Below are 25,302 nucleotides of genomic sequence, written 5' to 3'. Positions count from 1 at the left end.
ATTCATTGAGCGCGGCTAGCTAAATCAAGGGTACGACCTGCCGGGTGTCGATGCCGCTTTTGAAGCAGGCATCGGCACCAGATCGGTGAGCGTCGCCCGCGCAATTCAGCGGACGCGCTCGATACACCCAGTCGAATCGTGCCGCGACTTGCCGCGCCGACAGGGCGCCCGAAGACTTCAGACTTGTGACCGAAGGTCTACGCCCAGTCCTCCTCCCATTATCCACCTCCTTCAAATCAAAGTGGACGTTCAATCTGAACAAATTACGCCATCGTATCACAAACGACTTACCGATCCCCGACGTGCTCTAGCTCTAGCCTTAGTGCTTGTTAAGAAGGTCGGCTACTGTCTCTCCGCGTCGCCGGGCATCGGCGGCGAGCCACACCTCCCCCACCTCATACACGTCGCCGTGGGTACTGAACGGCACAATGACGTCAATGGCAGCCGACAGCAGGTCAAGAAGCGTGTGGTCTTCCACAGCAGCTCCTTGCGGGCTGCTCTTGACGAGTGAAAAGAGCTTTTTAAAGCCTTGGACCGGATCCGCCCCATGAATCGTTGATATTGATCCCGCATGGCCGGAGACGACTTCGCTAAGGTAGGCCCAAGCAGCATCATCGCGCATCTCGCCAAGCAATATTCGATCAGGGCGCATGCGCAAGCTGGCTTGCAACAGTTGCTCGGCTGTCACCGCACCTACGCTTGCTCGGTCCTTCGGATAGAGTAATCGGACATGGTTCTCGTGCGGGATTGCAAGTTCGAGCGTGTCCTCGATACTTATCAGCCTCTCTTGCGGGGGTATAGCGTTGATCAAAGTCTTGCTCATCGTCGTTTTGCCGCTTCCAGTAGGTCCGCAAAGCAGCATCGTGAGCCGCCCGCAAACGCATGCTCGCAAAAATTGCTCCAAGTCACCATGGTCGTAGTGCTGAAGAATCGTTTCGTCCTGCCGCTCTTGGCGCTCCTTTCGTGACCGCCATTGATTCCAACGCGAGTATTCGTAGCGAGAAGAAACTTCCTTGAGTTCGGTCACACGACTTGAGGGACGCCGTATCGTCAGGCTTATTGTTCCTGAGGGAACAGCGGGCGGCAAACAGATCTGCAGCCGCTCTCCGTTCGGCAGCTCAGTCGCACAGAGGGGGCTTTGCGGTCCGACATCTTGCTTGCGCAGCGCTCCAGCGAGGATCGCGATGTCCTCCAGATCGTCATAAGATAGCGGTAGCGGATGTTTCGTGAAAACGCCGGCCTGTCGGACAAAGGCTTCCCCAGGCCGGTTGATAGCGACCTCTTCGGTCCTTGGCTCCTCAAGCCATTTCAAAACAGGGTTGAGAAGCAAACGCAATTGAGGGTCAGCCTCCGGTCGCATTGTTGTCTCTCCGGCGTTGGCGATGTTGGGGGGCTGGCGCCACGGCGATCGGTCTAAGATCGTATACATCTGAGAAATCGAGGTCCCGAGCCACAAAGATGGATACAGCATCTCCCTGGTTTTTCTTCAGAGTTGGCGGAACGTTGATCGTTGCTCTAAGGGTCGTGTCAACGGCTTGTCCGGCGTTGCTCTGGAAGCTGTTGATGCCGCTTCCTCCACCTGAGCTGCCAGCGTATTGACCGGCGGCCTGAAACGCGCCTTGAATGACGCTCATGAGCATTGCTCCGCCAAAGCGCTGCCAGAAGTGATTATCCACCGTGCCAGGCATTCCGGAGCGGCCGAGCTCGTCAGCGCCCGGCGACGCTAGCGAAACGAGGGCATGGTCAGGCGTTTCGATGCGCGTCCACAGCACGAAGACACGCGCATCCCCCTGTTGGAGACCACGCTGGATCTCGCCAATCACGGTCGTCCCGCGATCCAAAAGCACCACGTTGTTGGTGGCGCCGCGGACGTCTTTAGGTAAGACGCACTTCACATAACCCGGTAAATTTGTGTCGACTGCCGTTTGCAAAATGCAGGGAATTATCGTTCCTTGGGTAATCACGAGATCAGGGTGCGGCAAAAGTGTGGCCCGGCTTGGCTCCTGTATATCTGGCTTCAATCGGCCCGTCAGATCGCCAGCGTCTGAAATCTCATGCGAGGTCGCGGGAGCATCCCTATGGTTGTCTTCGCTCCGCTGACCGTCGTTGGGCATTTGACCGCTGCCACTGTAGGCGAAAATTGGTGTTTCCTCCGGCGGCGGATCAGCTGGCGCCGGAGGCGGCGTGGATGGCGCAGGATCTCCTGCCTGCGCCGCCTGTACGGGTGCTGGAGCTTCGGGAGCAATCTCAATCGGCACGGGGCGGAATGGCTCGGCGTCGGCGACAATTGGAGGTTTTGGCTGAGTTGGCTCGTCTTGTGTGCTGGGACGACCGCCGAGCCAGATGAGCGATAGAGATGAGATGAGAACGAGAGCAGCGACGGCCAACTTCTGCAATCCCGAAACATGCCGGCGGGCCGGCTCCGAGACCATCGATCCTGAGGCATGGACATCTTGTCCCGACTGTGGGCCGGTTTCATTCATCGGCCGGGCCTTTCAAAACGCGCCACACGTCGGGTGTCACTGTACCGGTCCCTGGCGCTCGTCCCACAGGGTCATAAGCCCTGTTGAAAATGGACAAGACCGTATTGCCATCTCTCAGACGCCATTCCCGGGCGACTGCGGATACTTCAACATAGTCTCCTTTGACCGTGTAATTGGCAGCGGCTTCCTTGCCGTCGGGATTGATAATGTAGAGGGAGGGTATGCGGGAATTGCTTGCGAAGCCAAATACGGTGGTAAAGCCATTATCGAAAACTTCCAGCGGCGCCAGCGATCGATCGCCCTTTGCGACGTAGTGAAAATTGCTTTCGTCCGGACTGGTAGTTGCGGCGGGCCGATTCAACAAATCCTGAACTCTCTCGTCGCGCAGCACTTTCGCCCGGGCCTGACCAAGAATCGAGCGCCTTTCTGCGTCCTTTCTCTGAGCAGCAGCCTCATCAGCAGGATAGGTGAACTGCACGCTGTAGTATAGGTCAGGTTGCTGCTCATCGAGTTTTGGCATCGCTCTCGTTGAAATACTGAAGACGTATCTCCGTGTACCGGACTCACTCTCGGCCAGCACGACGACCGGCTGCGGCGGGAGCATCCGGCTAGCCTTAAAAAAGAGATAGTTGGCGCGCGGGAGGGCAGCCAGGTCTTTGCTATTGGAAACGGCCACGGCTGCGACTGTCTCGTTGGCCGCGAATGTGACAACCAGCGTTGCCCCCACTGCGGTAGACAGGCGCACCACTTCGTCAGGACGGTAAGCCAGGTAGCGCATGCGCGCATCGTGCTTGCCGGCAAGTGGTGTGTCTTCCGCGGACGCTTCCATCGTTAAGAAGAGTGAACAGACCAGCGCGAGAAACGCTCTTTTTGTCATGGCTGCACATAGCCCAGGTTCGATACGCTATCTTCCGAGCTTTGATAGGAAGTGACGAGTAGACCTCCCGGATTGGTGAGCCTCGATTGCCCAGGCAGACCCGTCAAGCGCTCGTAGCGGATGGTAGCTGTCCAGGTGGTCACTATCGGCATCTGCCCATCGACAACAAGCGAACGTTTGTAACGGATCTGTTGAACGTCCGGACTGATGTCGTTTGAAGAAATATGCCCGACCTCGAGCTTGCCGCGTTTGCCGACCGTGACTTGCGGCGAGGTGGGATTGGGATAGTTGAAGAAATCTTGATATTGCTGTCGCACAGCCGGCGCGCTGAAACTGGATACGAGGTCATAGGCGTATTGGGCTGTATCTGCTGTGTACCCCTCGCGCAGGCGTACATATTCCCACAGCGAAGCATTTATGACGGCTCGGTCTTGGGTTGCCGGCAGTCGAGAGACTGACACTTCGCTGTCGACGGTCCCATCCGGCCGGACCCAGAGGAACACAGGTACGAGCTTGGCCAACGGGACCATGGCAGCAATGGTAAATGCCTGGGCAACATTTCCTAGGACCGCCGCTGCGGCAAAGGCTATCAGGGCCTTTGACAGGCGCCGCGCAGACTTCGCTCGTGAAGTTTGAAACGCTTCCACCTTCTTATAGTGGGCGGCTAGCGTTTCTCTCTCCACCAGAAGGGCATGTTCAGGAACTTTCACTTTGGCTCTTCCGCGCATTCGACCTGAAGATCCTCAGGGGTGGTTTCCCATTGTCCCACGTTCAGTTGGAATGGGGCACCCGCGCATGTCGCAAGCCCATGGCTCGTCTTGCAGGCGGCCAAAGCGAGGATTGACAGAAGTAGGCAATATTTCATGTTTTTGGCACCGAGCTTGTCGATTGATTAAGCACCCGCCGTTTTGGCAAAGTGGCGATTGAGGCTGTTAAGAGGTCGGTTCGCACCTCCCCAAGAGCCGCCGGCGATGCTGCTGGCGATCGTCGGAAGCGCGACGATCAGAGCGTCACCAGCTAGGAAAAGCATGTCGAGCTCGTAAAGCCCGATGATCTTGGCTGCTGTCGTGCCCGAGAATTTGATCATCAAAAGCATGGCTGCCAGCGAGACTGCTTCGGCAGCGATTACTATCGTTGCAACGATGTTGAGGAGGAGAAGCAGCAGCCCGTACGAGAGCAGTTGGCCGATCCATCTGGTGGCTATGTCTCGAGTGTGATCAAAAAGGTAGCCTACAAGGACCAGGGGGCCGATCGTCAAGAGCACCTTCGTCAGAATTCCAACGGCATCGTAGATCTCGAACGCTGTCCACAGCGCGCCGTAGAAAATCCATTGCGCTCCCTCGAAAGCAAGTATGTCCTGGCCGTTCATAGGCCCAATTTCGGAAGCAATCAGCTGAAAGACATACTGGCTTGAAGCAAACATAAGATCGAGCTTCTGGGGGATTCCGATGAAGGGCAAGTCGCTGCCACTGATGTCGTGAGCCAACCTCGGAATCGTGTCGTCGAAGAGCGCTTCAATGTACTGCTGATAGTTGGCCTGCCCTAAGATAAGGGCGACGACAATCGACACCATGATTACGCGCGAGATACCCCCGCGCGCATCGACTTGACCACGCATGACCAGACAGCCTTGGATTATTATCCAGAGCGTGACACACGCAACCAGAGGCGCACTGACCGCCGCTTGGACGTTTTCAAGCACTTTGTGCAGCCCGGACGTGAAGGCCCCATGAAAGATCGTGTGTATAGTCGTGAATGGCGCGGGAATTTTAAAATTCATGGCGTGAGCCTGATGTGTCCCTGATCAGCGCAGCTGAGCCTGATGAACTCTGTGTGGTTTACGGGAGGATGCTAAACATATTAGCGGTGTCCTGATGTTCGCGACGCTGCGTGGCGGCCTCCTCCACGGCGTGAAGGCTCCCTTGTGCAGTGGCCATTGTCAGCAGACTCGTGGCCTGGACATTTTGGATCATCGCATCGTGAATCTGCTTGAGGACCAGACCGTTGGTCACGGTGGCCTGCATAATATTTCCCGAGCGGGAAAGCTGACCAAGCGTGCCGGCGTTATCCTTAAGGCGCTTGTCCATCATGCCCAAAGTGTCGGCTGCAATAGCTGCGGCATTGGCGGCCCCGGCGATTTGTCCCTGTAACAGTTTCGCTTCTGAATCGGTGCCGTTGACTATCCGATTTGGGTCCTTCGCAATGTTACGGGCCATAATCGAAGCTGGCGCCCGAGCATCAAACATCTGCTCCTCCAGCTTATTGCTCGACGGGTAGTGATTTCCTTGGTTAAGTGAGCTTAGCAGTCCCGTGACAGCGAATGACGACGTTAGAATTGTCACCATTTCAATCGTGGTAGCGAGCGTCTCGATTGACCTCTCAAGGATCGCCGCATTGGAAAGCGCTGTTAAGGTCGCTTGTGTTTCTGTTACAGGGTCGCTGACGATAAATTGCGAACGGGCCTGTCCGTGAAGCAGAAGGGAAGCAGCAAGGGTCGTTACTGCAAGTTTGGCAAATTTCATGAATATTCCTCCGTCAGTCTTGAACTTCGTGGTACCGGGCCATGAACTTGTCGAGCCACCCACTTGGGGCGTCTCCGTGCTGGTTACGAAGCTGGTCGGCAAAGCGCACTGTGTTGGCCCGCCCCGAGAGTACGGCTACGTACTCGCGCATCTGCCCAAGATCGAATTCGCAAACAATACTCCCGCTATCGCGCTTGAGCAAAAACTTGCGGCTGCCGATTGCCATTCCCTGGCGGATTGCCTCGAACTCCTGCGCAGTGCACTTCAAGCCATCGACATACGCAGAGCGGTCCGCCGTCGGTGATGGGTAGAAAATTTTCGTCATACATTGCGCAACGAGACTAGCTCCGAGAGGCGATTCCAGAACGTGTTCAGGCTGCTGCGTTGCGAGTATCAACATGCCGTTGTTTTTGCGGACCGTGAGCAAGAACTTGTCGATAACGGCCGAGAATTGGGGGTTGAGTAGATAGAATCGAAATTCGTCGCAGCTCATGACGAACCGACGACCATCGACGATAGCGCCCACTCGATGCAGAAGGTATGCGGCGGCCGGTGCACAGACCTCCTCATATTCCAGGAGCTGCGTCATGTCGAAGCCCGTAATGGAGGCATCCAGCCTTACTTCGTCCACGTCGCCGTCAAAGGCCCATCCAAGCGCCCCCCCTCTACACCACCGCTGCAGCCGTGCTCCTGCGCCCTCGGAGGGGCTGTGCAATAGGAACTCGCGCAGGCCCGCAAGTGAGCGCATAGGGGGTTCGAACGAAAGCTGACGAACAATGCCGCGTTCCAGCCGACGGCTTTCCTCCGGCGAGATCGGACCACGGCCGTCACTCTCGATCAGGGCCATCAACCACTCGCGCAGAAAGTCCCGGGAGGCGGAGGTGTTGTCCAGTCCACGCAGAGGGGCCAAGCCGCTCGGAGCGCCTCTGCGCAACGCAAGATATGTCCCTCCCGTGGCTCGCACCAGCAGTTCACCACCCCGATCCTTGTCGAAGAAGACGATCGCACCATTGCGATCGACCAAGCTTTGCTCAAGCATCGCGAGGACAAAGGTCATCAGCGTCGTCTTGCCTTTGCCAACGGGCCCGAATATTGCCGTCATGCCGACGTCATTCTCATGGGGGATGTAGTCGAAAGAAGTTCCACCGTTTGTGCGAAAGCGCGCAACAGCATTGCCCCAGTGGCCGGAACTGGAACCGCTTGGGAAGTTCTCAAATGAGACGAGCCCGGCAAAATTGTGTGAGGTGATCGCCCCCGGGCGCGTGCGCCACCTGTTGTTCCCCGGAAGTTGGGACCAATATGCGGCCTCCATGCCGATGCCCTCTTGGACGATAACGGCGCCCGCGTCGGCCAGCCGTGCGCGGGCACTTGCTGCGCGATCTGCAAGGCTATTGAGGCTGTCGGCATAGACGCACAGGCTCAGATGATGCGAACCCATCACGAATTCGTTGCTTGCCAGTGCGTCCTCTGCCTCGGCAAGTTCATTGATCTGGGTGAGAGCCTTGTCGCCGGCACTCGTCATCTGGCTGGACTTAAGGCTTAGTTTGGCATGAGCTTGTGGGCGAGTGAGGAAGGAAAAGCTCTGGCTCAGGACAAGCGGGAAGTTGGCGGACAGCAAGGAATTTAGCATGCCCGGCCGCGTCGTCGCCGGATATTCACGGAACGAAAACAATGATCCGACGGAGCTATCCCCGGGCCTTCGAATCTCAAGCGCCCGCTTCCCGCAGATGACCTGGTCAGTGTAGATGGAGGCGCCAAGTGAGCCGGTAACCATCGGAACCGGAAGAAACCGGCAAGTCATCATGAGCCGAAGCGCCTCGCCGATTTCCGTGAAGAGCACGTTGCCTTTCTCACGAATGCCCAACCGGCGCAGACCGTAACCGCCGAGTGCGCCAGCAGTGATGTGCCAGAGGTCTTCCAGGCTCCGCATTTGGGTGGCTAGATCGTGCTCATTCCGTCTGCGGGACTTGGCAATCCGCAAGCCGATCTTGCCGATTGCGGTGCGGGGGGACACGATCAAAGTGAGGAAGTGATCGTTGCGAAAGAGCTTTCCCGACAGCACACGACGCTCGTAGGCCTCGCTCAGACTGCCAGCGAATGCACTTTGAAACTGGCGCGGCGCCGGCGCCGGCACATCGTTGTGTCTCACAAGATGAGCGTATATCGAGACATTGTCATCGGCGATGTTGCGCAAGAGAGTGTTGAACGCGCGGCAGCGCGAGTTGCGCATCTCAGCGTCTTCCAAATCAAAGGGCACACCGTTCACATGTGCCATGGCCATGATCGATCCGTCTTCCAGAAGGACAACCTGATCGCTTACGTGACCAACATACGGAAGGTAGATCTCGCCAGACCTCTCGGTCCGGCCGCTGGCGCCGAACATTACACCATTCCTCTTCCGCGTTTCGGCACTCTGATCGGATTGGCGCTGACGCTTGCGCCTCCCCAGACCGGCCCGTCCACGCTTCTGCCGGCCGTCTGCAAATAGAGCAGCACGACGCTTGCCGCGTTATAGTCACGCTCAACAACCAGCCGTGCTCCGAACCAGAGTGGCACGAGAACGATTTCGTAGAGCGGGTTCTGAAGGATAATGATAACAAGCCCAGCCAACATCATGAGCAATCCGGCCAGCGTCAGCGGCACCCCCAGAAACAGTGCGGGGCGCGTCGCCGCCACATAGAGGGTGCTCACTTCCAACCGGTCGCTCATCAGCCGCCGCCTATGAGCGCCTTGCCCAGGAAGCTGGCCCCGAACATGATGACGATCCCTCCAACGACACCCGCAACCAGGCCAAGTGAAGCACGACCGAACATCCAAGAGATACCGATGGCTACGAGCCCGAGCACGGCCAGTGATTGTCCAAAGGGGCCAAGTATGAACGTGCAGATATTCTGGACCATCTTGGCAGGATCCGTCCCTCCGGTCACCTGAGCCGCGGCTGGCCCGCTGTAGAAGACCGTCCACGCCGCGCCTGCAGCAGCGGCCGGTACATATTCAGCCGCCATGCGCAGCATGGAAAAAGGCGAAGGAACACGCGTTTTAAGCGCACGAAGTATCTTGAGTGGCGTCATCATTGCATCTCCATGTTTCAATCGAATACGAGTTTGTTCGGGTTCGCGGGTTCCCGTGCTTTCGCAGCCTGGCTGCCTGTCGGACCGGAGGGATCGGCCCCGGAGCGGTCTGGCTGATACGAGCCCCAAATGTCCCAAGAATCTTGGTTGGGCTGCTTCTTTCTATTGGCCTGTTGGCTCTGCTGGAGCAGAGGCGGCACGGCTTTCCGACCGGGTGCCTCAAGGTGCGGCACATCTCGAGCAGTCGGCTCCAGCGTTCGCTCAAGGAGACTTGAGATGTCCTTTGCGGCCGACTCGACCTTGCGTACATAACCGTTGGCGAAGCCACGCGTGACGTCGCCCGTGTTATAGGCCGAGATGGCACGGCGAAGCGCCAGTTGCTGTGCCACAGCAGTGGTGCCGCCGGCATACCGGCTTTCAAGCAAGTGGGCGGCAGCCGAAAGCGAGGCGCAGGGCTCGAAAGCCCTTTCCGGCGTAAGATTGAGCATGGCAAAGTTCTTGCTGTTTATCTGCATCAATCCAACATCGACAGAATGTTGTGCTTCGAGGCGTTCCTTGATGCCCCGCGTGGCTTCTAGCTGGTCTATCCAGCGAAGCTGCTCACCTGTGGTGTTGTCATGAGCCACCAGCGTGTCAAAGCCACTTTCAATCTTGGCAATCGCGGCGAGGGTGGACGGCGCAACCCAGGGAGCGCATTTGCGCGACAGGCTGCGGAACTCACGCGGGGAAAGTGGCGCGGGCTCGGCTGGGAGTGACATGGATGTCAACAGGACGACGGCCAGCGGCCAAGCTGCAATAAACATTCCCTATCACCTACCTTTCCAAGCCGCCGGACGGGTTCTGGCCCTGTCCGGCACGCGCTTATCGGGGAGGTTTGTTACTGTGTGATGTTCAAGTTCAGCTTTTCGGTTTCAATTGAAGCAAAGACCGTGTTCGTATCAGCGTGGGTAAGCATCTTGCGCATGCGTGGGTGGCGCGGGCCCGATCAGCCAGCGACATCCGGAGCGTCTTGGTACAATGACTCCTGTACAGGATTTTGCTCGTCCCGGCCGTCCGTTGCTCCTGGAGTGTGGGCCACGACTTTGGCGTCATGGATGGTACTTCTGTCAGCGCCAAGCCAAGGACAAAATGGGGAGCTTGGCGGGCTTGTTCAGGCTCGGGATCACCGTGGGGAATCTACTAAGGCGATAAAGCGGCCCAACTTTGCCGGTATGCTGCCGGTCCTTAAAGAGCAGCCATGCGCGGCCCTGCACACTCAGATCATTGCTTGAGACGCGAGCTCGTCCGCGAAGCTGGCTCGAAGGCGCAAATCCGCGGCGGCGAGGGTCAACTGGGAAGACGTGGCGGCGCAGCCCATCCTGGTGCGAGCCTCGTTCAGCTGTTCGGCCGCCGCCGCCAAAGGGTGGATCATGCACAGTTCAATCGGCAGATAACCGCACGTCATTGACGGAGTCCGACGGCGCAATGGACAAGCATAGTGACACGCTCAAGATGGAGGAGTTGCAGTAACTGAAATGTTAGCCCGGACGTTCACCGCAACCGGCGACCTGCCGGTCGCCGAACAGCATTTGAGGCCGCCGGCCACCTTGGACGAAGCCGGCTTGGCAGGAGACGCACTATTTTGCACAAGGCCGCTGCAGCGAATCACGGTCTTCTTCCGCCGACCGCCTCTCCGATCAAGCCAAACGCCGCGCTGCTCAACCATGTCCGAGCTGGATCCACGAGCCGGAGGATATCGAGATGATCCAGGTCCGCAAACTCCAGGATGACCAGGATGCAAGGGCATAGCAGGAAACTTGGCATCCATGAGGTCGAACTTGAGTGATATTGGCAGGCCTGCACCAACGGGGGAGCTCGAAGCGAAAAAGCGAAGGACCACACGGCAGGGTCATGTCGGCGCTTGGACCTGTCTGGTGGCCACGGGCTGCCTTGGTGCGGTCAATTCGCTGGGGATGAAAAGAACAGGACGAGCACGGCCTCACATTGGCCGCACGCAACGGCGAGTGGTATCAAGGAGCAGCTGTTCTGGGTCGGTGCCCCAGGGTTGCTCGGCAACAGGTTTAGACAAGGGGATTCAAGATTGAAGGTGTGCCGTTGAAACATGTTCTTGTCATTGACGATGATGCCGCAATGCGGCGCCTCATCGCCGAGTATCTCACGATGCATGCCCTGAAGGTAACCGCAGTCCACGATAGCAAGCAGTTTGACTATGTTCTTTCACGTGAGCCAGTCGATCTCGTGGTTGTTGACCTTAACCTAGGCCGGGAGGATGGACTTGCGATCGTCCGCAATCTGGCGACAAAATCGGATGTTCCTATCATAGTGATCAGCGGCGACCGGCTTGATGAGGCGGAAAAAGTGGTTGCACTGGAGCTCGGCGCAACCGATTTCATTCCCAAGCCTTTCGGGATGCGCGAATTCCTGGCCCGCATTCGAGTAGCGCTACGCCAGCGCATTTCTAGTCCGCGAACCAGAGAGCAGCGCTCATTTCGCTTTGGGGCCTGGAAGCTCAGCGTGAAGCAGCGGCGACTGATCTGTGCGGAGCGTGGCGAGGTCAAGCTTACCGCATGTGAGTTCAATCTCTTGATCGCATTTCTGGAGAACCCCCGCAACGTGCTATCCAGAGAACGGCTTTTGCTCGCGAGCCGTGTGCGTGGAGAAGAGGTGTACGATCGAAGTATCGATGTCCTAATCATGCGCTTGCGCCGAAAGCTGGAGGCTGATGCGGCCAACCCTCGCCTGGTCAAAACATCCCGTGGCGCAGGGTACTTCTTCAACGCTGACGTAGATGTTAGCTACGGAGGCACGTTGGCCGCGTGACAGTGAGCTATGCTGGAGATTGGGGTGACGAGGCTGATCAAGCCTTCCAACAGTACCAGCCTGATCAATTACGGCGAGAGCTACCGGTCCGGAGATCGCATCAGCCCCTCTCTGCATATGCACGCGGCCGCCTGAATTGCCGATTTCGCTCAGCTGCTGCTGAATGGCGACGGCTTGCGGCGCATTCAGGGCCCTCTGCGTCTCCGCTGGCCACAACAGCGCTGTGGGATGTTCATTGTTGGGACGACTCACTCGGGTGGCAGGTGGTTGCATGGTCAAGCTCATCCGGCGAAGGGCGGATCTGCTGTTGGCTGGCAGCCAGGACTGGGGGCGGCGGCCCGAACTCCGGCGTCCCAGAGCTTGCGAAAGCCTCCGACACGCTTCTGTTGAGGTCATCCCGTCCATCGGGCATCCTGGGTTGCTGAAAAAAGATGAGGCGGCTTGATGATCCTGCCCTCGCTGAAGCACCTCGCGAGACCCCCTGTTCCAGTCGCAGAAGCTCCTCTGGATTGGATGGCGGCTCGTCAGCTCGACCATCGAACAGCGGCCGGGGCGCCTCGGACACGTGCTGCTCAAAGCCCACTCGCCGGGCTTTGCCCGCTTGCCCCTCTTCCAAGCCGGCGTCCTGCACCTGCGACAAAGCTGTTACACGGGATGGAGTTTTTCGCGGGGTCCACACCAGCCTCACATCAAACTGTATCGTCAAAGTCCTGCGCCAATTCACACAGCGGGTCATCGAGTTGAGATCCGGCGGAGAGCGCCTCCTCTGTTCCCGTCAAGGGCGCCGGCTCCGGGAGGGCGCCTGTCTGGCGTTCAAAGATGCGTTTCAGAATGCGATCCGAGAAGTAACGCACCTTCCTCAATTTTAATGGTGGCAGACCTTTGATGAGAACAATCTCGTAGTCGTCATCGAGCAGCCGAACCTGTTCGGGACGCAATAGCGGTGCACCTTGATGTGAATTCTGAATGGTCCAGTCGAACGTTCGCGCCTGGCTGTGGGAAATCGATTTGGCTTCAAACGTGTATTCACCGATGGCCTTGGAAATGTAGTTCGGAGTCTCGTCATCAGCCGTGGCCATGAACACTTGCAGTCCGGTATTGCTGAGAAAATTCTGCTTGCCAGCCTCTCCATAAGCCCCCGTCAGTGCCGAAAGGCTTTGGATGATGAGCATGAAACGCCCCTTGTAGCCCGCGATAGTCGTGATTGCGGTCTCGATCGCCTCCAGCTTACCCAGGTGCTTGAACTCATCGAGCAGGAAGAGAACCTCGTGCTTTTCATCCCGGCGGGCCAGCGACCGCTGCAGAATTGAAACGATTTGCTGAAAAAACAAGCGTATCAAAGGCGCGATCACCTCAAGGTCGTTCGGACCAACGCAAAGATAGATGCACGTTCTGCGACGGCGAAGATCATAGACCGAAAAGTCCGAGCGACTTGTGGCCGCCTTTACAGCGGGATCCGCCCACAGGTTGAGCCCGCCATCGCCGAGCACGGAAGTGTAGGAGGTTAGGATTTTCGTATCGTTCCCCGCCATGTCGTCGAAGATGCGTTGTGCCTCTTTGTTCTGAGTCTCCATGGCGAGTCGCGCGAAGAGCTTAAACTTCTCCCCCGGCTGGGCGAAGAGGTCGTAGACGGCGCCGATTGTTGGCGTGCCCCGCTCGATGCAGGCAAGGATTCCCGCGACAAAGATATCTCGCGCGCCGCTGACGAAACCTTCCGCGCCCTCCCCCTTGGCCGTAATCAGGTTTGCGGCCAAGCGGCGGGCCTCGGTGAATTGCTGCTGTGGAGGCAGCGCTATAAGATCCAACAGCGGATTGTAGCAGTTTGTGCGCCGCTCCGAATCCAGCGGCGCGAATTTAAACACGTCGTCACCTGCGGCTTTGCGCGCCCTCGAGGTGAGCTCAAAGAGCTCCCCCTTGACGTCCAGAGCTATCACCGAGCCTTTGAATGTAAGTAGCGTTGGAATGACTATGCCGACGCCCTTGCCAGCGCGGGTCGGTGCAACGATGAGGCTGTGAGGCTGCTCGCCATTGGTCAGGTAGTAGCCAGGCCAGAAAGGGCCACTTGTCTTCCCAAACACCGGCCCTGTCACGCCACGGTATCGTCGCAGATATCCCGTGCGTCGCATTTCATCCACTCGAGCCCAACGAGCCGTCCCGTGGTGTTCGAGCTTGCGGCGCAATACGATCTGCTGAATCAGCAAGACGACCGCGGACGTCGAGAGCACGATAGCCGCGCCCCGATAGAAAACGGGGGTTGCGAAACCCAAATAGAAGGGCGTTTCAAACCAAAAGGCACGGACATCAAACGCCATCAGAGCCTCGCCGCTGCCGCCGTGGCGGAAGGTTGCGTAAAGACTTGCCGCACAGAAGCCCACGGCGAGTGAGCACGCGATGCTAATGGCTATGTTGGGGGGCGTCGTTTTTGTTGAAAGCATTGTTCCATTGCCGGATTAGCCGTAGCTAATGCTGCGCGTGCTTCAGAGACCGAACCGGCGTCGCGCGATGTCGCCGCTCGACAGATCGATGCCGCAGTGGGTGGTGCGATGCTTGCAGCGCATCACCCGGCAGACGTGGTTTTTGAAAGTTACACTAAGCAGGTACGTCAACGGCCAGCGAATTGGAAACGGCAAGGCCGTAGACGGAATTCGGGAGAGAAAGCGTCACTGTACCATGGCCGAGACATCAACGGCCGGAGCGATCTCTGCTTCTGGTGGCCTCCATTAGGTCCTCTCGGGCGTGATTGTAGGCTTGGCTTATGGACCGCCCGACTTGAGCACCCCGCTGCAGCTGTTCATAGGAGGTTTGCGGGCCTACTGTATCACGGACTGCAGCCTCAATACCTGCTATGTGGCCGTCCAGATTCGCACTCCGTTCCTCTGCTGCATGCTGCGGCGGCGGCATGTGCGGCAAGATGTCTTGCATGCCGGGAAAAACTGAGTGAGCTTGGGCCTGTTGATTTGCGTCGAACTGGTGATACATGTTGAGAATAGCATTGGATGCCATGTTTCTGACATTGCCATCCGGATCAGAAGAAGCCAATCCAATGGCCTGATCAAGAATGCGAGATTTGTTTTCCTCAGTAAACTTACTGAAGTGTGGCGCAACGTAATAAGTTCCGAGAGCTTGCGACGGCGGATCCATGTTGCCAATGCGATTAACAATAGCATCTTGCAGCCCTGGCGTTAGGTAATTACCTAGATTACTGGCCGCTCCGACTTTCTGCAATGCTATGTCATCCGTGCTGTACCCCAATTCGGCTGTTAATGTCGCGGCCAGATTGATGGCTGATCGTCCAAGCCGATTGGTCCGCCTTTCAAATCTCGCGAGGTCAGTTTCTGGCCCGGGTTGAGTGCCCCGAACGGCTGTTCGCTCGTGCGTCCCGAGGCCTTTGAAGCCCCCAAGATTTCGCGCTGTATCGCGCGGGTTAGCGGTTACCAGCCGTTCTGCAACATCGCTCAATGGCCCCTCTGGAACGTCACGGAGGCTACTGCTCCCCACGCCTTGAGATGATCTTGCAGCTGCGCGTGCCCGTTTGTTATCGCGATCCATTGCTCGCCTCCAAAGTAGTTATTCTACCCAGAGGTTACCACCGAAGCTTGACCTGCTAAACCGATATGATGTTACAGTTGTAGTATGGCAAAGGGTTCCCAGCTCTGTGGGTCTGCCAAGTGCCCGTCCAAGCCGAAGAAAATACGATGAAGCTGGCATCAAATGCGATGTGAACTGCCCCGGGCTTTCCGGAGGCCGTTTCGTTTGAGTTACGCGGCTATGGCTGGTTCATCCAACATGGCGTAGTAGCGTTCCTCGGCTTCGGCCGGCGGGATGTTGCCGATGGGCTCCAGCAGCCGGCGATTGTTGAAGCAGTCGACCCATTCGAGCGTGGCGAACTCGACGGCCTCAAATGAGCGCCAGGGTCCGCGTCGATGGATCACCTCGGCCTTGTAAAGACCGTTGATCGTTTCGACGAGAGCATTATCGAAAGAGTCGCCGGCACTGCCCACCGAGGGTTCGACGCCGGCCTCCGCCAAGCGCTCGGTGTATCGAATGCTGACGTATTGGGCGGATTCAACCGGTCGTCGCGACACCAAGGGATTGGAGGTGGCAATGACGGCTCACCAACGCGCTTAGATCGGTGCACTCGAAAGAAGCTGGATTCGCCCGGGCGTCCGCCTGCCTGGCAGCGTGAGAATCGCTTCCGGTTCTGGCAAGCTATTGCCTTGGGACATTCGAGCGAGGAGGCCGCACTGGATGCCGGTACATCAACGCCTCTTGGTCCGCGCTGGTTTCGGAGTACAGGAGGGATGCCGCCAACGCATTTGGCGCCGTGGGCGAAGCCGCCTTCGGGGCGATATCTTTCTTTCGGGAGCGCGAGGATATTGCGCTTGAGCTTGCCAAGGGGATCGGCATCCGGGCCATTGCTCGTAAGCTAGGTCGGCCGCCGAGCACAATCTCGCGGGAGGTCAGGCGCAATGCCGCGACGCGTAGCGGCAATCTGGATTACCGGCCAGTGCCGCCCAATGGCACGCCGATCGTGAGTCCCGCCGGCCTCCTGGCAAGCTGGCGGTCAATCCGGCTCTGCGTGAATATGTTGAGGAGCGCTTGGCCGGCAAAGTCACCAACCCCAATGGCGCCTCATTCGAGGGCCCCAAGGTGGGTGTGGAAAAAACGACAGAGCCGGAGGTGGTCGGCAACCTGGAGCCCCGAGCAGATCGCTAAATCGGCTTCAGATCGATTACCCAGAGGATCAAACCATGCGGATCAGCCACGAGACGATCTATCAGTCCTTGTACATTCAAGGACGCGGAGCATTGCGCCGAGGACTGACCGCATGTCTGCGTTCAGGCCGAGCGTTGCGCGTACCGCCCGAACGCGCGTACCGCGCGAACGGGCCCGAGTTCGCAACAAGTCCTTCATTGGAGACGCCCTTATAATAAGCGACCGTCCGGCCGAAATTGCCGATCGGGCTGTCCCCGGACATTGGGAAGGCGACCTCATCCTTGGCCTCGGAAGCTAGGCGATCGGTACGCTCGTGGAACGAAGTTCACGCTTCACAATGCGTGCTTCACCTGCCGCGCATGCAATGGCTATCAGCAGAGCCTGCGCATCAAGAACGGTCCACCACTTGCCGGCCACGGCGTTGAAGCAGTCCGCAGAGCCATAGCCCGATCCATGGGCAAACTTCCCGAGCAACTGCGTCAGTCGCTGACTTGGGCCCATGGAGCGGAAATGGCGCAGCAGCCGACCTGCGCATCGACACCGGGCTCGAGATTTTCTTCTGCGATCCCCAAGCCCGTGGCAGCGAGACTCCAACGAAAACACCAACGGCTTGCTGAGACAGTACTTTCCAAAGGGCACGGATCTCAGTCGGCACACAGCCCGGGAACTGGACGCAGTCGCCCATGCTATCAACACAAGACCGCGCAAAACGCTCGGCTGGAAAACACCTGCCGAACTCCTCGACCAACTCCTTGGGGGACAGTATGATGCCGGTGTTGCGACGATCCGGTTGAATCCGCCTTGGCTGCCTCTATCGCTGTGATGGATGAGCCCGCCTCCCCGCACGGGCCGCCGATCATCGAGAGCCTGTTCCAGGGCATCGAGAACGAAGGCTGCATGCGCCGTCCGGCTCACCCGCCAGCCGACGATCCGACGGGCATAGGTGTCGATGACAAAGGCGACATAGACGAAGCCCGTCCAGGTCGCGACGCAGGTGAAGTCGGAGACCCGCAGCATGTTCGGCGCGGAGCAGTGGAACTGGTGGTTGACGTGGTCGAGAGGGCAAGGTGCGGCCTTGTCGCTCACCGTAGTGCGGATCGGCGGACGATGCCTTCGAGGCTCATGGCCTTCATCAAGCGGGCAACCGTGCAGCGGGCGACGTCGAAGCCCTCGCGACGCAACCGCCGCCAGACCTTGCGAACGCCGTAGACGCGGAAGTTCGCCTCAAACCGTCGGACCTCATGCTTCGAGGCTGTATCCCATCTTGCCCGAGCCGACAGCCGGCAGGGGTCGACGCGCTTGGCGACATGGTCGTGGTAGGTCGACGGGGCGATCGGCAGCACCTTGCAGATCGGCTCAACCCCATGCGCCTTGCGGTGATCGTCGATGAACGCGATCGTGGCCTGAACCGGCGGTCGAGCTTCGCCTGGGCAAAATACGCGGAAGCCCTGCTCTCGTTGGCCTGCGAAGCTCGCGGCTCTCGCGTTCCAGAGCCTTCAGTTTCGTCGCAGCATCCGTGGGAACTCCGGCGCGCACGCCGCCGTCACGCTCGGCTTTCTTGCAGCCGATCTTGGCGGCGATCGATGAAACCGCCGCCCAGCGCGACGTATGCTCGCGTTCGTGATCCAGAACCAGCCGCACCGCGGGGGGTCCGGACCTCGGGAGAGAACTTGTTGGTCGCCTTGCTTGTCATGGTTCCACCTTCTCAGGAGTTGGAGCCTCCGATCAACCCGGGGCGGAACACAACAAGGGGCACGGATCAATCTGGGCGGAAACCCTAGAGAATCAGCCCTCAGAGCCTTTGGTAATAACCGACCCCTCGCACCTGTTTGGGCTGGGTGTACAAGTCAGGTTTTCATCAGGTTGGACGAGTATGTCTGGCAGCCAGAGCGCGACCACTTCCGTGCCCGCCCGCTCGTCTGGCAGACACACAAAGGAGAAAGATATGCCGTCAGCTACAAGCAGCGCCATCGTTTCCTGCCGCAGATCATCGCCCATCCGGTCTGGCCCTCCTTCAGGTCCCCTTGAGCCTGTGTCTCGTCGAGGAAATGGCCCGGGAGCGGGATCGTGGTTTCGTATGAGACAATCCGCCGGTGCGGCAACAAATGCGGTCCGCATCCGGAGCCATTACGTCGCGGCACTTGATATTGCAGTGCAGCAAAGGTAGAGGGCCGCCCCTTATCGGAGTGTCGTCCATGGTCCTTACCAATACCGGTAGCGAGGCAGAACCCGTCGAACAGTCGAGCCATCCGGCAATCGAACAGCAAAGCCCCAAGGTGCTGATGCTAGGCGCGCTCGGCGTTGTCTATGGCGATATTGGCACCAGCCCGATCTACGCGTTCCGTGAGGCGCTGGTGGCGTCGTCGGGCGGCAATGTCGCCGAGCGCGGCGATATCCTCGGCGTGCTGTCGCTGATCATCTGGTCGCTGACTATCATCGTCACCATCAAGTACATCATGTTCGTGCTGCGCGCCGATAACGGCGGCGAGGGCGGCGTGCTGTCGCTGATGGCGCTAGCGCGCGGCAGTTTCCCCAAGCGGTCGGCGGTGATCCTGGGCATCGGCATCGTCGGCGCCTCGCTGTTTTTCGGCGACGCGGTCATCACGCCCGCGATTTCGGTGCTGTCGGCTGTCGAGGGTATGAACGTCGTCACGCCGACCTTCCAGCCCTATGTGGTGCCGCTGACACTGGTCATCCTGGCCATGGTGTTCGCGGTGCAGCGCTTTGGCACCGGCGGGGTGGGATTGGTGTTCGGCCCGGTGACCGCCGTATGGTTCCTGGCAATTGGCCTTTCCGGTCTCAACCACATCATCGCCGATCCAGAAATCCTGTGGGCGGTGAGCCCGCACTACATCGTCGCCTTCCTGATCCATTCGCCCGACGTCGCTTTCGTGACCATCGGCGCCATCTTCCTCGCCGTCACCGGCGCCGAAGCACTCTATGCCGATCTCGGCCATTTCGGATGCAGGCCCATCGTGGTCGCCTGGCTGTGGATCGTGTTTCCCTGCCTGCTGCTAAACTATGCTGGGCAGGGCGCTTTCGTGCTGGCGAAGAACGGTCACGTCGGCCATCCATTCTTCGAGATGAACGAAGGCTGGACGCTGATCCCGATGGTGGTATTGGCAACCGCGGCGACGGTTATCGCCAGCCAGGCGGTCATCTCCGGCGCCTTCTCGCTGACCCGGCAGGCGGTGCAGCTCAATATGCTGCCGCGCCTCGAAATCCTGCACACGTCGGAACGGCAGTCGGGCCAGATCTACATGCCCCGCGTCAATGTTTTGCTGGCGTTGGCGGTGATGTTGCTGGTCGTCGGTTTCGGCGAATCGAGCAAGCTGGCCTCCGCCTATGGCATCTCGGTGACCGGCAACATGCTGGTGACGACGGTGCTGCTGTTCGTCGTCATGACGCGCATTTGGAAATGGCGCCTGTGGGTGGCGGTGGCGATGACGGCGGTGTTCGCATTCATCGACATCGGCTTCTTTGCCTCCAACATCGTGAAGGTGTTCGAGGGCGGCTGGGCGTCGCTTGCGGTGGCCTTCACCATCGTTCTGGCGATGTGGACCTGGGTGCGCGGCAGCCGCTATCTGTTCGACAAGGCCCGGCGCAACGAAATCCCGCTCGATTTCCTCGCCGGCAATCTGCTGAAGAAGAAGCCGCAGCTGGTGTCCGGCACCGCCGTGTTCCTGACCAGCGATCCGCAAAGCGCGCCGACAGCGCTGATGCACAGCCTGAAGCACTACAAGGTGCTGCACGAGCAGAACGTCATTCTGTCGGTGGTCACCGCACCGCAGCCGCTGGTGCCCGACAGCGAGCGGGTCAAGATGGAGACAGTCAACGAGCTGTTCATGCGGGTGACGCTGACCTTCGGCTATATGGAGCAGCCCAACATTCCGCGCGCGCTGGCGATCTGCCGCAAGCAGGGCTGGAAGTTCGACATCATGACGACGTCGTTCTTCCTGTCGCGGCGCTCGCTCAAGGCATCGCCCAATTCCGGCATGCCGGTGTGGCAGGACAAGCTGTTCATCGGGCTCGCCCGCTCGGCGGCCGATGCGACGGAGTATTTCCAGATCCCGACCGGACGTGTGGTCGAGATCGGCACGCAGGTGGCGATTTAGGGCATGCCGCGGTTGAGAAGAATCGGTGCTGTCACATTGAATGAGCGTTAAGGAAATTCAGGTAGCAGCGCGCCCGGCACTGTAAGTTTCAGCGGCTTGATGCAGCGATAGCTGGCCGGGACGGCTGTCACGCTGTGGCGACACACGCGATTTTGTTCAGATTTGCATGGGAGCGTTACGCAGGTCTCGATGTTGAGCCGATGACAGCGCATTGCAGGGAAAGTGAGCAGGTCGGCAATCGGATCATGGATGGAAACGAACCGCTGAAGCTGGCGTGCCGACTTGAAGCGTTTCATGATCCTTTGGCGTCGTCGGGTCGGCTGGTGCGAATTTTCCGCTCGATTATTCAGGCCTGTGTGCGACCGGTGTTCGACGCCGGGCATGAGGTCGCGCATGGCGGCATCATAGGATCGGAGCTTGTCGGTGATCATGATCCGTGGTGTCCGCCCTTGAGCTTTCAGCAACTTGCGCATCAGACGCTTTGCCGCCTTGGCATTTCGGCGGCTTTGTACCAGCACTTCGAGGACGAAGCCGTCCTGATCGACGGCACGCCAGAGCCACTGCTTCTTGCACTGATAGCCACGACACATTCGTCGAGATGCCATTTGTCGCCCAGGCAGCCGGCTGATATTGATCTCCTGGGCGAAATGCCGTCCGAATTTCTCCGCGCAGCTTCGAACGGTCTGATGCGTGACGATGATGCCGCGGGCCGCCAGCATGTCCTCAACCATGCGCAGGCTGAGCGGAAAGCGAAAGTAGAGCCATACCGCGTGCGCAATGATCTCGGGGGAAAGCGGTGGCGACCATAGAGCGGACCACGAGCAACTTCTGACATGGCCCAATGTAAGCACATCTTCATAAGCTGTCGGTTGACTTTACGGTGCCGCGCCAAGCGAGCAGCATCCGGCCGGCGGGGCCGACCCCGTCTCCCGGCCGTGAGCAGAACGGCATCACGCAGGGGCCGCTTCATCCTCGACGCGGCCAGCCTGCTTTGCCGTTACCGCCGCCGCCGAAAGCGCCAGGCGTTGCCGCCAGGCGCCGGTCCGCCGGCAGCGGTTCGTCTCCACCGATGATCCGATTGCCAACCAATTCCACTTTCCCCCATACCTGCGTAACGCCGCTATGCAAATCTGGACAAAATCGCGTATGTCGCCGCAGCATGACAGCCGTCCCGACCAGCTATCGCTGCATCAAGACGCTGATATCTTTACAGTGCCCGCACGCCTCTCGCGCGCCAACGGCCAGTCGGTGTCGCGAATTGAGGCGCGCTGAAGCCGTCCGGCTCAGCCGATCATGGCGCTTCGGTTGCCGGGTTCGAGGTCGTGGCCTCTGCCGCTGCGCGATTCTAGCAATTGCGCCTTGGAGAGCTCTGCTTCAGCCTCGGCGAGGCATGGCTCGGCTGCGGTTCTCTGCCGCAGAAGGTCCGATTGCGAATTCTTGACGTTGTCACGACGTAGGCGAGCGGCCTTGGCGAACGTCGGATAAGCGAAATGATTGACATCGGAGATGCCGCCCTTCGTTTCCTCGGCGTTTATCTGGAAGTCCAGTTCTCGCGCCATGCGTTCGAAATCGGCAATCATGATGTCTAGCTGGTGCAACTGTCGCCGCTTCTCATTCACCTGAAATTGCTTCAGTCGGACCAGATTACCTCGTGGCTTCATGACTCGGTACTCCGGTACCCATTTCGTCCAATCAAACCGCTCTCTCCCCTTGACGTTAGGCCTACAGCGGCTCTCACGTTTTCTGCTGCGAGCGGAACCATATTTTCCAAAATCCTTGGCCGATGGCTATGAGTTCAATGCATCGACAAGCATGCGAGCGGGGGACTTAAGGGGCGGTAAAAAAAGGCGGAATAGGACGATTTTCACAATGTCTGCATATGAACGCGTTGAGACCTGCGGCGGGCTTGACACACAAGCAATCGTCAAGATTTGCGACATGGACGCCGGGGGCATGAATACGCCCGCCGTCAGCTACACGCCCCCCGATTTCCGCCGCCTATTATCGCCCACGCGCTCTGGCTTTATTTCCGGTTTCCGCTGAGCCTGCGCCTGGTTGAGGAAATGCTGCTGGAACGCGGCATCGTGGTTTCGTATGAGACAAGTCGCCGGTGGGGCATCTAAGTTCGGGCTGGACTGCGCTCGCTGCTTGCGCCGCAAGCCGCCGTGCCGGAATGATGTCTGGTACCTGAACGAAGTGGTCGTCACCATCGCCCGGCAAAAAGCTTTGGTTGTGGCGCGCCGTCGACCAGGATGGATATGTGCTGGACGAAATCGTGCAAAACCGCCGCAACACCAAGGCCGCCAAGCGCTTGCTGACGCGGCCGTTGAAGAAGCAGGGGCTCGCGCCGAAGCGCATGATCACCGACTAGCTGCGCTCGTATGGAGCGGCAAAGCGACAGGTGATGCCGGACGTCAAGCACCGGTCGCACAAGGGGTTGAACAACGGAGCGGAGAATTCCCATGTGCCGCCGCGAAAACGGGAGCGGATGATGCAGAGGTCCGATCGCCGGGAGGCCTGCAACGCTTCGTCTCGACCTTGTCAGCCCTCCGCAACCTCTTCGTCCCGCCCCAAACGTTCTGCTCTCGCCATACATGTTCATCGCCTCAGCGCGATGGCGCTGGTGATATCACGACGCGTTTGTACCGCTCGACCTACGCCACAGGTGCCGACGCTGTGACGAGCTTCGTCGGTCGCGTGTCGAGTGACGGCACCGGGGACAATTATCGTCGACCGCAGTCCATTGCCCAGACCAAGGCGCTTCTCGGCGTCGGCACGATGGCAAATCGCAGCGTCACGATCTCGGCCGCTGCCCCTTCTGGCGGCGTGGACGGTGATTTCTGGGTGCAGCCGTAATGGCCCTTTACGTCAAAGCCTCCGGGGTCTGGGGGGCGGCTAGCGCCGTATGGGTGAAAATCTCAAGCCTCTGGACCAAGGCTCGACAGGTCTATGTGCGCAGCTCGGGCGTCTGGGAGAAAATGTTCCCGATAGATCTGGTCTTCAATGGCACTCACGAAGACTCGACTGCCACGACCGTTTACACCCACACCAGCATTCCGCTTCTTGTCGCGCCACACGCTAATCGTCGTGTCATCGTGACAACTGACACCGAAAGTGCAGTGACCGTCAACAGTATGACGATTGGGGGTGTGGCTGCCACCCTTCTCGCTCAGGTGGAAAGCATCTTCAATTCTGGTGTGGTCTATCTGTCAGTGTGGTCGGCCCTCGTGCCAACCGGTACGACGGCAACGATCGTGACCACGTATAGTGAGAGCGTGTTCCGTGACTACATGTCGGTCTATACGACCACCAATTGGGATGGTGTGGTGGGCACTGTTGCCTCTGACAACAATTCAACGGGTGGCCTGACAACGACCGTCAGCATTGGTGCCCTGGGCGCAGCGATCGCAATTGCGGGCAACGCCACCAAAGGGGCATCGGCACTGCGACATGGACCGGGCTGACCCAACAGTTCTCAAACACACCAGTCACGAATAGAAACCACAGCGGAGCAATGGCAATAGCTACCGCCGCCCAAGCTGCCCTCACCGTAACCTGTGCCTACAGCACTACTCCAGCACTTGTCGCACTGCTGGTGGTTCCGCGGTGCGCAACTCCTGACTGGCGACGGCGTCGGCGACATGCCTTACGGACTCGTATTGCCAGAGCTTGTAATCGTCGACAAACCAGCCAAGTCGGCTCTCGATCGCCGTAGCAAGCTCGTTATAGTCGAGGCTGTCGAGGCCGAGATCCCGCATTCTGGTTGTCATCGACACCTCTACTTTTTCGGCAACTAGAGCGTTGAGGGTTTTGAGAACCAGTTGTTCAATTTCAAGTAATGTCATCACTAATACAGCCTTTTGCTTGCAGATTCAGGTAATGCAACCCTGATCGGGGCGCAACCCCCAAAACCAGGTGTGCCGTTGAAACATGTTCTTGTCATTGACGATGATGCCGCAATGCGGCGCCTCATCGCCGAGTATCTCACGATGCATGCCCTGAAGGTAACCGCAGTCCACGATAGCAAGCAGTTTGACTATGTTCTTTCACGTGAGCCAGTCGATCTCGTGGTTGTTGACCTTAACCTAGGCCGGGAGGATGGACTTGCGATCGTCCGCAATCTGGCGACAAAATCGGATGTTCCTATCATAGTGATCAGCGGCGACCGGCTTGATGAGGCGGAAAAAGTGGTTGCACTGGAGCTCGGCGCAACCGATTTCATTCCCAAGCCTTTCGGGATGCGCGAATTCCTGGCCCGCATTCGAGTAGCGCTACGCCAGCGCATTTCTAGTCCGCGAACCAGAGAGCAGCGCTCATTTCGCTTTGGGGCCTGGAAGCTCAGCGTGAAGCAGCGGCGACTGATCTGTGCGGAGCGTGGCGAGGTCAAGCTTACCGCATGTGAGTTCAATCTCTTGATCGCATTTCTGGAGAACCCCCGCAACGTGCTATCCAGAGAACGGCTTTTGCTCGCGAGCCGTGTGCGTGGAGAAGAGGTGTACGATCGAAGTATCGATGTCCTAATCATGCGCTTGCGCCGAAAGCTGGAGGCTGATGCGGCCAACCCTCGCCTGGTCAAAACATCCCGTGGCGCAGGGTACTTCTTCAACGCTGACGTAGATGTTAGCTACGGAGGCACGTTGGCCGCGTGACAGTGAGCTATGCTGGAGATTGGGGTGACGAGGCTGATCAAGCCTTCCA

22 protein-coding genes, 5 pseudogenes and 1 other annotated feature are annotated in these 25,302 nt (G+C 58.6%); of the genes and pseudogenes, 7 read left to right on the top strand and 20 right to left on the bottom strand.

Features of this window, described 5'->3' with window-relative positions:
* Window positions 1–319: 319 nt before the first annotated feature.
* The 12 genes from virB11 to NKK52_RS31160 all read right to left on the bottom strand — a co-directional run bounded on the left by virB11 (window position 320) and on the right by NKK52_RS31160 (window position 10,397).
* A complete protein-coding gene (gene virB11, locus NKK52_RS31215; RefSeq protein ID WP_023673699.1) occupies window positions 320–1,360 on the bottom strand; it encodes a P-type DNA transfer ATPase VirB11 in 1,041 nt (346 codons plus the stop codon).
* Entirely contained in the window at window positions 1,344–2,483 is a 1,140-nt protein-coding gene (gene virB10, locus NKK52_RS31210) for a type IV secretion system protein VirB10 (protein WP_023685153.1), read from the bottom strand. Before virB10 ends, virB11 begins: the two co-directional genes overlap by 17 nt.
* A complete protein-coding gene (locus NKK52_RS31205) occupies window positions 2,476–3,360 on the bottom strand; it encodes a TrbG/VirB9 family P-type conjugative transfer protein (protein ID WP_023673701.1) in 885 nt (294 codons plus the stop codon). Before NKK52_RS31205 ends, virB10 begins: the two co-directional genes overlap by 8 nt.
* The gene (locus NKK52_RS31200; protein WP_023685154.1) at window positions 3,357–4,070 is read right to left on the bottom strand and encodes a type IV secretion system protein VirB8; all 714 of its coding nucleotides are present in this window, start codon (window positions 4,068–4,070) and stop codon (window positions 3,357–3,359) included. Before NKK52_RS31200 ends, NKK52_RS31205 begins: the two co-directional genes overlap by 4 nt.
* A complete protein-coding gene (locus NKK52_RS31195; protein WP_081731114.1) occupies window positions 4,067–4,225 on the bottom strand; it encodes a type IV secretion system lipoprotein VirB7 in 159 nt (52 codons plus the stop codon). Before NKK52_RS31195 ends, NKK52_RS31200 begins: the two co-directional genes overlap by 4 nt.
* A gap of 27 nt (window positions 4,226–4,252) precedes the next feature.
* Window positions 4,253–5,140 (bottom strand): type IV secretion system protein, encoded by an 888-nt coding sequence (locus tag NKK52_RS31190; protein ID WP_023673703.1) that lies wholly within the window; start codon window positions 5,138–5,140, stop codon window positions 4,253–4,255.
* Window positions 5,141–5,198: 58 nt separating this feature from the next.
* Window positions 5,199–5,882, bottom strand: a complete 684-nt coding sequence (locus tag NKK52_RS31185; protein ID WP_023673704.1) for a TrbJ/VirB5 family protein — start codon at window positions 5,880–5,882, stop codon at window positions 5,199–5,201.
* Window positions 5,883–5,895: 13 nt separating this feature from the next.
* On the bottom strand, window positions 5,896–8,265 hold the full coding sequence (gene virB4, locus NKK52_RS31180; protein ID WP_023685155.1) for a type IV secretion/conjugal transfer ATPase VirB4: 2,370 nt from the start codon (window positions 8,263–8,265) through the stop codon (window positions 5,896–5,898).
* Window positions 8,265–8,591, bottom strand: a complete 327-nt coding sequence (locus tag NKK52_RS31175) for a type IV secretion system protein VirB3 (RefSeq protein WP_023673706.1) — start codon at window positions 8,589–8,591, stop codon at window positions 8,265–8,267. Before NKK52_RS31175 ends, virB4 begins: the two co-directional genes overlap by 1 nt.
* Window positions 8,591–8,896, bottom strand: a complete 306-nt coding sequence (gene virB2 / locus NKK52_RS31170) for a pilin major subunit VirB2 (RefSeq protein ID WP_023673707.1) — start codon at window positions 8,894–8,896, stop codon at window positions 8,591–8,593. The genes NKK52_RS31175 and virB2 overlap by 1 nt, the downstream gene beginning before the upstream one ends.
* Window positions 8,897–8,970: 74 nt before the next feature.
* A complete protein-coding gene (locus NKK52_RS31165; protein WP_023685157.1) occupies window positions 8,971–9,756 on the bottom strand; it encodes a type IV secretion system lytic transglycosylase VirB1 in 786 nt (261 codons plus the stop codon).
* A 452-nt stretch (window positions 9,757–10,208) separates the two neighbouring features.
* Window positions 10,209–10,397 carry a hypothetical protein gene (locus NKK52_RS31160; protein ID WP_023685158.1) on the bottom strand — a complete coding sequence of 63 codons (189 nt, stop codon included), beginning with the start codon at window positions 10,395–10,397 and terminating at the stop codon, window positions 10,209–10,211.
* Between the two features lie 650 nt (window positions 10,398–11,047).
* On the opposite strand from NKK52_RS31160, the gene virG (NKK52_RS31155) reads away from it, so the two are divergent.
* Window positions 11,048–11,773, top strand: coding sequence for a two-component system response regulator VirG (gene virG, locus NKK52_RS31155; protein ID WP_023685159.1), 726 nt, complete (start codon window positions 11,048–11,050; stop codon window positions 11,771–11,773).
* A gap of 689 nt (window positions 11,774–12,462) precedes the next feature.
* Here the strand turns inward: virG (NKK52_RS31155) and virD4 are convergent.
* The 3 genes and pseudogenes from virD4 to NKK52_RS31140 form a co-directional block, all read right to left on the bottom strand.
* Entirely contained in the window at window positions 12,463–14,208 is a 1,746-nt protein-coding gene (gene virD4 / locus NKK52_RS31150; RefSeq protein WP_023746487.1) for a type IV secretion system ATPase VirD4, read from the bottom strand.
* A 247-nt stretch (window positions 14,209–14,455) separates the two neighbouring features.
* Window positions 14,456–15,232, bottom strand: coding sequence for a hypothetical protein (locus NKK52_RS31145; RefSeq protein ID WP_245263145.1), 777 nt, complete (start codon window positions 15,230–15,232; stop codon window positions 14,456–14,458).
* Window positions 15,233–15,531: 299 nt separating this feature from the next.
* Window positions 15,532–15,834, bottom strand: a pseudogene (locus NKK52_RS31140) (integrase core domain-containing protein); the annotation flags it as partial.
* Between the two features lie 30 nt (window positions 15,835–15,864).
* Between NKK52_RS31140 and NKK52_RS31135 the strand changes: the two are divergent.
* A pseudogene (locus NKK52_RS31135) lies at window positions 15,865–17,312 on the top strand (IS30 family transposase).
* Here NKK52_RS31135 and NKK52_RS31130 read toward each other — a convergent pair.
* Window positions 17,291–18,182: pseudogene (locus NKK52_RS31130) on the bottom strand (IS3 family transposase); the annotation flags it as partial. The pseudogenes NKK52_RS31135 and NKK52_RS31130 sit on opposite strands and share 22 nt — an antisense overlap.
* Window positions 17,815–17,931 (bottom strand) — a sequence feature (AL1L pseudoknot). (Overlaps the previous pseudogene by 117 nt.)
* A gap of 502 nt (window positions 18,183–18,684) precedes the next feature.
* Between NKK52_RS31130 and NKK52_RS31125 the strand changes: the two are divergent.
* On the top strand, window positions 18,685–20,604 hold the full coding sequence (locus NKK52_RS31125) for a potassium transporter Kup (protein ID WP_352630869.1): 1,920 nt from the start codon (window positions 18,685–18,687) through the stop codon (window positions 20,602–20,604).
* 47 nt (window positions 20,605–20,651) lie between these two features.
* On the opposite strand, the gene NKK52_RS31120 is transcribed toward NKK52_RS31125, so the two are convergent.
* The 3 genes and pseudogenes from NKK52_RS31120 to NKK52_RS31110 all read right to left on the bottom strand — a co-directional run bounded on the left by NKK52_RS31120 (window position 20,652) and on the right by NKK52_RS31110 (window position 22,265).
* Window positions 20,652–21,335 carry an IS6 family transposase gene (locus NKK52_RS31120; protein ID WP_023686095.1) on the bottom strand — a complete coding sequence of 228 codons (684 nt, stop codon included), beginning with the start codon at window positions 21,333–21,335 and terminating at the stop codon, window positions 20,652–20,654.
* Window positions 21,336–21,489: 154 nt separating this feature from the next.
* Window positions 21,490–21,653, bottom strand: a pseudogene (locus NKK52_RS31115) (DUF1403 family protein); the annotation flags it as partial.
* A 234-nt stretch (window positions 21,654–21,887) separates the two neighbouring features.
* On the bottom strand, window positions 21,888–22,265 hold the full coding sequence (locus NKK52_RS31110) for a hypothetical protein (protein ID WP_023693588.1): 378 nt from the start codon (window positions 22,263–22,265) through the stop codon (window positions 21,888–21,890).
* Window positions 22,266–22,557: 292 nt separating this feature from the next.
* On the opposite strand from NKK52_RS31110, the pseudogene NKK52_RS31105 reads away from it, so the two are divergent.
* The 3 genes and pseudogenes from NKK52_RS31105 (at window position 22,558) to NKK52_RS31095 (ending at window position 24,068) form a co-directional block, all read left to right on the top strand.
* Window positions 22,558–23,284: pseudogene (locus tag NKK52_RS31105) on the top strand (IS6 family transposase).
* On the top strand, window positions 23,281–23,460 hold the full coding sequence (locus NKK52_RS31100; protein WP_031194388.1) for a hypothetical protein: 180 nt from the start codon (window positions 23,281–23,283) through the stop codon (window positions 23,458–23,460). The pseudogene NKK52_RS31105 and the gene NKK52_RS31100 overlap by 4 nt, the downstream one beginning before the upstream one ends.
* Window positions 23,460–24,068, top strand: coding sequence for a hypothetical protein (locus tag NKK52_RS31095; protein ID WP_023686092.1), 609 nt, complete (start codon window positions 23,460–23,462; stop codon window positions 24,066–24,068). The genes NKK52_RS31100 and NKK52_RS31095 overlap by 1 nt, the downstream gene beginning before the upstream one ends.
* Window positions 24,069–24,173: 105 nt before the next feature.
* Here the strand turns inward: NKK52_RS31095 and NKK52_RS31090 are convergent, their stop codons facing one another.
* The gene (locus NKK52_RS31090) at window positions 24,174–24,449 is read right to left on the bottom strand and encodes an acyl carrier protein (protein ID WP_023679571.1); all 276 of its coding nucleotides are present in this window, start codon (window positions 24,447–24,449) and stop codon (window positions 24,174–24,176) included.
* A 78-nt stretch (window positions 24,450–24,527) separates the two neighbouring features.
* Here NKK52_RS31090 and virG (NKK52_RS31085) point away from each other — a divergent pair, with 78 nt between their 5' ends.
* The gene (gene virG, locus NKK52_RS31085; RefSeq protein WP_023685159.1) at window positions 24,528–25,253 is read left to right on the top strand and encodes a two-component system response regulator VirG; all 726 of its coding nucleotides are present in this window, start codon (window positions 24,528–24,530) and stop codon (window positions 25,251–25,253) included.
* Window positions 25,254–25,302: the final 49 nt, after the last annotated feature.

This window comes from Mesorhizobium sp. C277A, from assembly GCF_040324395.1.
Classification (GTDB): Bacteria; Pseudomonadota; Alphaproteobacteria; order Rhizobiales; family Rhizobiaceae; genus Mesorhizobium.
This window is presented reverse-complemented; position numbering and strand designations above follow the sequence as displayed.

Coding starts and splice junctions, on each gene's coding strand:
- NKK52_RS31125 (WP_352630869.1), top strand. CDS start 18,685: ATGGTCCTTACCAATACCGGTAGCGAGGCAGAACCCGTCGAACAGTCG.
- NKK52_RS31095 (WP_023686092.1), top strand. CDS start 23,460: ATGGCCCTTTACGTCAAAGCCTCCGGGGTCTGGGGGGCGGCTAGCGCC.
- NKK52_RS31190 (WP_023673703.1), bottom strand. CDS start 5,140: ATGAATTTTAAAATTCCCGCGCCATTCACGACTATACACACGATCTTT.
- NKK52_RS31195 (WP_081731114.1), bottom strand. CDS start 4,225: ATGAAATATTGCCTACTTCTGTCAATCCTCGCTTTGGCCGCCTGCAAG.
- NKK52_RS31185 (WP_023673704.1), bottom strand. CDS start 5,882: ATGAAATTTGCCAAACTTGCAGTAACGACCCTTGCTGCTTCCCTTCTG.
- NKK52_RS31120 (WP_023686095.1), bottom strand. CDS start 21,335: ATGGTTGAGGACATGCTGGCGGCCCGCGGCATCATCGTCACGCATCAG.
- NKK52_RS31160 (WP_023685158.1), bottom strand. CDS start 10,397: ATGACGTGCGGTTATCTGCCGATTGAACTGTGCATGATCCACCCTTTG.
- NKK52_RS31175 (WP_023673706.1), bottom strand. CDS start 8,591: ATGAGCGACCGGTTGGAAGTGAGCACCCTCTATGTGGCGGCGACGCGC.
- virB2 (WP_023673707.1), bottom strand. CDS start 8,896: ATGCTGCGCATGGCGGCTGAATATGTACCGGCCGCTGCTGCAGGCGCG.
- virB11 (WP_023673699.1), bottom strand. CDS start 1,360: ATGCGACCGGAGGCTGACCCTCAATTGCGTTTGCTTCTCAACCCTGTT.
- virB10 (WP_023685153.1), bottom strand. CDS start 2,483: ATGAATGAAACCGGCCCACAGTCGGGACAAGATGTCCATGCCTCAGGA.
- NKK52_RS31110 (WP_023693588.1), bottom strand. CDS start 22,265: ATGAAGCCACGAGGTAATCTGGTCCGACTGAAGCAATTTCAGGTGAAT.
- NKK52_RS31090 (WP_023679571.1), bottom strand. CDS start 24,449: ATGACATTACTTGAAATTGAACAACTGGTTCTCAAAACCCTCAACGCT.
- NKK52_RS31165 (WP_023685157.1), bottom strand. CDS start 9,756: ATGTTTATTGCAGCTTGGCCGCTGGCCGTCGTCCTGTTGACATCCATG.
- virD4 (WP_023746487.1), bottom strand. CDS start 14,208: ATGCTTTCAACAAAAACGACGCCCCCCAACATAGCCATTAGCATCGCG.
- virB4 (WP_023685155.1), bottom strand. CDS start 8,265: ATGTTCGGCGCCAGCGGCCGGACCGAGAGGTCTGGCGAGATCTACCTT.
- NKK52_RS31205 (WP_023673701.1), bottom strand. CDS start 3,360: ATGACAAAAAGAGCGTTTCTCGCGCTGGTCTGTTCACTCTTCTTAACG.